The sequence below is a fragment of the Acidovorax sp. KPB24-03 genome (genome assembly GCF_057546605.1).
The window spans coordinates 1-4,968 of record NZ_BAAJYR010000255.1 but is presented as its reverse complement, the minus strand read 5'-3'; the positions used below and the strand labels follow the sequence as shown (position 1 = coordinate 4,968).

At 66.2% G+C, this 4,968-nt stretch carries 5 protein-coding genes and 1 pseudogene; 2 read left to right on the top strand and 4 right to left on the bottom strand.

Annotation, left to right across the window (positions count from 1 at the left end; genetic code table 11):
* The first annotated feature begins 294 nt into the window (after positions 1-294).
* Together AC27KI_RS18545 and AC27KI_RS18540 are read left to right on the top strand one after the other, a co-directional pair.
* Entirely contained in the window at positions 295-1,500 is a 1,206-nt protein-coding gene (locus AC27KI_RS18545) for an AI-2E family transporter (protein WP_487090657.1), read from the top strand.
* 233 nt (positions 1,501-1,733) lie between these two features.
* Positions 1,734-2,360 (top strand): LysE family translocator, encoded by a 627-nt coding sequence (locus AC27KI_RS18540; protein WP_487115181.1) that lies wholly within the window; start codon positions 1,734-1,736, stop codon positions 2,358-2,360.
* A 37-nt stretch (positions 2,361-2,397) separates the two neighbouring features.
* On the opposite strand, the pseudogene AC27KI_RS18535 reads toward AC27KI_RS18540, so the two are convergent.
* From AC27KI_RS18535 to AC27KI_RS18520, 4 genes and pseudogenes are all read right to left on the bottom strand, one after another.
* Positions 2,398-2,797: pseudogene (locus AC27KI_RS18535) on the bottom strand (hypothetical protein).
* Entirely contained in the window at positions 2,794-3,093 is a 300-nt protein-coding gene (locus AC27KI_RS18530; protein WP_487115179.1) for a DUF6402 family protein, read from the bottom strand. The pseudogene AC27KI_RS18535 and the gene AC27KI_RS18530 overlap by 4 nt, the downstream one beginning before the upstream one ends.
* Positions 3,000-3,680, bottom strand: coding sequence for a DUF6402 family protein (locus AC27KI_RS18525; RefSeq protein WP_487115177.1), 681 nt, complete (start codon positions 3,678-3,680; stop codon positions 3,000-3,002). Before AC27KI_RS18525 ends, AC27KI_RS18530 begins: the two co-directional genes overlap by 94 nt.
* 196 nt (positions 3,681-3,876) lie before the next feature.
* The coding region (locus tag AC27KI_RS18520; RefSeq protein WP_487115175.1) for an FUSC family protein at positions 3,877-4,968 on the bottom strand (1,092 nt) is incomplete at its 5' end.

The window sequence follows — 4,968 nt, the reverse complement described above, 5'->3', positions numbered from 1 at the left end:
CGCCTACGCGGCGTTCGAGCGGCGTTGCGCAAAATCCGCGCATGTCCGCCCGCCCGCGCCCCCTGCCCCCCACGCCGCCCCTGCGCGCCAACTTCCACCCACCTCCGCGACGACAGGGCAGCTTCCGGCCGGCGACCCGCCCGACCACTCCGACATCTCCGCCTCCAACCCCGCATCCGCACCCACCGCCGCGCCCGAGCCCGGCGACGATGTGCCGCCCGAACCCCTGGCGCCGGGGCCTCGGAGGGATCGGCCAACCCACCCGCCTCCACGGCCCCTTCCGCACCCGCCGCGCTGCCGGCCTCGCCCGCATCACCGCGCCCCGAACCATCCCCTTCCCCGTCGCCCACCGGCCCCTCGGCGGCCGCTGCCGCTACCGCCGCAGCCCTGCCTGGAGCGCCGGGCTTCATGCTGAACATGCCGATCGACGTGCGCAACATGTCGCTCGCGCTGCTGGCCCTGTTCGCCACCGTCGCACTGCTGCACTGGGCCAGCGCCGTGTTCATTCCCCTCATGCTGAGCGTGCTGCTCACCACCGCGCTGCACCCGGCGGTCACCGCCCTGCACCGCTGGCACATCCCGCGCTGGCTCGGGGCCGGGGTGCTGCTGATGGGCATCGTCGGCAGCCTGGGCGGCGCGGCCTGGTCGCTCAGCGACGGCGCGGCCGAGCTGGTGGATTCGGTGCCCGTGGCCGCGCGCAAGGTGCGCGATGCCATGCGCCAGCGCGTGGGCGGACCCAGCCCGCTGGACACCATGCAGAAGGCCGCCACGCAGATCGAGCAGGCCGCCACCGAAAGCATTCCGCCGCAGACGCGCCGCGGCGTGCAGCGCGTGGTGATCGAGCGCGCGCCCTTCAACATCCGCGACTATGTGTGGAGCGGCACCATGGGCCTGGCGTCTGCCGCCGGCCAGCTCACCGTGGTGATCTTCCTGACCTTCTTCGCGCTCGCATCGGGCAACCTGTTCCGGCGCAAACTCATGCGCATCGCCGGCCACAGCCTGGAGCGGCGCAAGGTGACCATGGCGGTGCTGGACGACATCACCGGCCAGATCCAGCGCTACCTGCTGGTGCAGCTGCTCACCAGCGTGCTGGTGGGCGTGGCCACCGGCGCGGTGTACGCCCTGCTCGGGCTGGAAAACCCCGCCGTCTGGGGCGTGGTGGCCGGGGTGCTCAACCTCGCGCCCTACATCGGCTCGGTGGTGGTGACGGGCGCCTCGGCGCTGGTCGCCTTCCTGCAGTTCGGCACCGTGGACATGGCGCTGGCCATCGGCGGCGCATCGCTGGTCATCCACACCCTGGTGGGCAATCTGCTCACCCCCTGGCTCACCAGCAAGACCAGCCGCATGAGCCCCGTGGCTGTGTTCGTCAGCGTGCTGGTGTGGGGCTGGCTGTGGGGGCTGTGGGGCCTGCTGCTGGGCATTCCGGTGATGATGGCCGTGAAGGCGATCTGCGACCGGGTGGAGGATCTGCGGGCGGTGGGGGAACTGCTGGGGGATTGAAGGGAAGGAAGGTCTGACGCGCCCGGCCAAGGCCCAAGCACCGCAGCCGGGCGGGGCCCGTCTTCGATCAGGCCATTCGCCTGTCGCCGGGGTTGCGTCCGCCCGCCTGAATCTCCATGATGGGGGCGCCGGTGTGCATGGCGCCATCGGCACATCCACGCATCGCTCGGACCCATCGATCGATGCCTTCCCCCGCAGGCGTGTCGCACGCCAGCCTACAGGAGCAAAAAACCATGCCCATCGAACTCTGGCTCGCCTTCGTCGCGGCCTCGGCCGTGATGCTGGTCATCCCCGGCCCGACCATCCTCACCGTGATCAGCTACTCGATGTCGCACGGCCGCCGCGCGAACGTGCCGCTGGTGCTGGCCGTGGCGCTGGGCGATTCGACCGCGCTGGTGGTGTCGCTGCTGGGCCTGGGCGCGCTGCTGGAAACCTCCGCCTTCTGGTTCACCGCGGTGAAGTGGGCCGGCGGGCTGTACCTGCTGTATCTGGGCATCCGCCTGATGCGCGCCGGAATCTCCGCCACCGAAATCGCTGCACCCGCCGCTCCGGCATCGCGCTGGCGCCTGTTCCTGAACACCTACCTGGTGACCGCGTTGAACCCGAAGGGCATCGTTTTCTTCGTGGCCTTCCTGCCCCAGTTCCTCAGCCCCGCCGCCAGCGCGACGCAGCAAATGGGAATACTGGGCGTCACCTTCGTGGTGCTGGCCGCCACCAATGCGACGCTGTATGCCGTGTTCGCTGGCAGCGCGCGCAAGCTGCTCGCATCGCCACGGGCACAGCGGCGCTTCCATGTCGCGGGCGGCTCGCTGCTGGCGGCAGCGGGGGTCTGGGCGTTGACGGCGCGGCGGCCTGGGTGAGGTAAGAGGCCATCCATCAGGGCGGGCAGAGCATTCATCAATGCTTTGCGTCGCAGGCCGGAGGGGGCGATGGATCGGAGCATTCTGGAGGAATGTTCTCGAAAGCCACGTCATTGCCGACCTGTACCGCATTGTTGGGCGGACTCAACCACCAATGGATTTCTCCATTCATCCAAAGATCGACGACCTGACTTTCACCCAGGAGTGTTTTGGAATTCACGCGGTACAAACGCACCACGTAGGGCATCTTGTAGTCGTGATGAATGATGCGCTGAACGAGAGACGCTTTGTGAAACTCAAGGCGATAGACGCGCTGAGGGCTGTTTTCACTGTCAAAAAAAAGTGGGCGTCGCAGCGTACCAAGCCAGAAAAACAAGTGCATTCAATGCCAAGCACCAGACGATGCATGGGATTTTCCTGAAATCATTCAGCTTCATTGCCAATCCAATTTGATGGGAAACGGAAGGCGAACACGGTGCACGTCTGAGAGCACAACGAAGTCTGCACCTCGGCCATGTTGAATGCGCCACCGGCGGAAATCTTCGTTCTGCACAAAGTAAACATCTCCATGGATCTTGGACGCCTCTTGATTCACCCATTGATCAGAGATGGGGATGCCTCGGCCTACGTTCACACGACTCACTCCTTGAAATCCCCAAAAGCCGAGAGGCTGTGAAAGAAAAGGGGTTTCACCATCGTTGAATTCATAGCTATCGCGAAGGTAGAAACCCAATTCATCGATAACGACAGTGGTTTTCCGAAGCTATTCTTTGCGACAAGTCCTGACACCGCGATCTTGAGCGTGGCTTCTCCCATGGCTCCATAGAAATCATCCAGCGGATCACTGAGTTGGCCACAGTGCACATAGTTGGTTTGGCACGTGCCATCAATGACTTTGGCAGGCTGCGCCAGGTTGCCAAACCTCGATGGCTGAGAGGCCCCTGCCGTTTGGTCATTGATGCGCTTTTTCAGTAAGAGCAATGCCGACGGCGTTGCCCATTCTTTCTGAAGCTTCACCATCGCAGCGCGAACCCGTGCAAAGCCGAGAGCCCAATTCATGGTGACGTTACTCTCATCCAGGCGCAAGGAGCCCAACTGGGACAGCTCAAAGGGGTCGCGTCCACGCTTCATCAGTTCTGGCATCTCAAAAGCCGCCCCGCGAAACCACCGCTCCATCAATGCCGCCGCCACCGGCCACCCCATGCGCGAGCGCATCACGCCAGGAATATCGTTGAGCTGAAACAGCCGCACCTTCGGCGGCAGCTTTTTCTCCAGTTGCGCACGCAGCCGCCCCTGGTCTATCTTGACCATGTCCTTCATGCAACCTCCCTCGTCCGTGATCGCCTGTTTTTTTGGAACTGCGGATTCTCGGAGCAAAGAAGGCGCTCGGCGCGATGCCAAACGGTTTTCTGGTTACGCTACGTAACCCAAAAGCAAATCACTTTCACCAGGGCTTTCGGTGACCGGTTTCGAACCCCATGGGGCACGGTTTTGCCAGGCGGGGCGTGCCGTGCCTCTATGCCGGCGCCACCGGAGCGCGCGCCGCCAGCTGCGTGGCCAGGGCCTGCAGCAGGGCCAGTTGCCGGCACACCAGGGCCAGTTGCGTCTGCACCAGCCGCAGGGTGTCCGGTGCGGCATCGGCGGCCTGTTCCAGCGCGGTGGCCAGCGTTTCGCCGTGGGCTGCGTCACCCTCCAGGGCCTCGCGGGTGCGCAGCGCGCGGGCGACGGCTTCGAGGCGCTCGACGGCGTAGCGGGCGCCCTCCTGTACCAGTGGATCGTCCACGCCTTCGGCGAGTTGGCCGCGGTGCGCGCCCAGCGCCGAGAGGTAGTTGAGCAGGGTGTGCGACAGCACCAGCATGCGCATGCCGGCCTGCGAATGCGAGCGCACGTGGCGGGGCTCGCGCAGCATGTGCGACAGGGCGGTGGAGAAGGCGGCGTCGGCGTTGTGGGCGGTGCGGCGGGCCAGTCGGTAATCGAGGTCGTCGTCCTTGCCGGTGGCGTACTGCGACATGATCTCGCGCAGGTACTGCCCGTTGGCCTGCAGGGCCTGCGCGGCCACGGCGGCCAGTCGCCGGCCCTGCCAGTCGGGCAGCACGACCATCATGGCGGCGGTGGCGATGGCGCTGCCGATCAGGGTGTCGAGCAGGCGCGGCAGGATCAGCGCGTGGGCCTCGCCGGTGGCCTGGTTGAAGCACATGAGCACCAGCAGCGTGATGGCGGCGGTGGCCGTGAGGTAACGCGTGGTGCGGGTGACGAAGAACAGCACGCCCGCCGCCACGGCGAAGAGCGCCTGCAGCGGCGGGCTGGGAAAGAGCTTGAGCAGCGCCCAGCCGACCACCAGGCCGATGGCGGTGCCGGCGACGCGCTGCGACACGCGCGTGACGGTGGCGCCGTAGGTGGGTTGGCACACGAACAGCGTGGCCAGCGGAATCCAGTAGCCGTGCACGGGGTCGATGAGCTGCATGGCGATGCAGCCGGCCGCGAGCGCCAGCGACAGGCGCGTGGCATGGCGAAACAGCGGCGTGCCCGGGTGCAGCTGCGCGCGCACGCGGCCCCAGGCATCGGCCAGCGACCGGGGCGATCGGTCCAGCAGGCTGCTGTCGCCCAG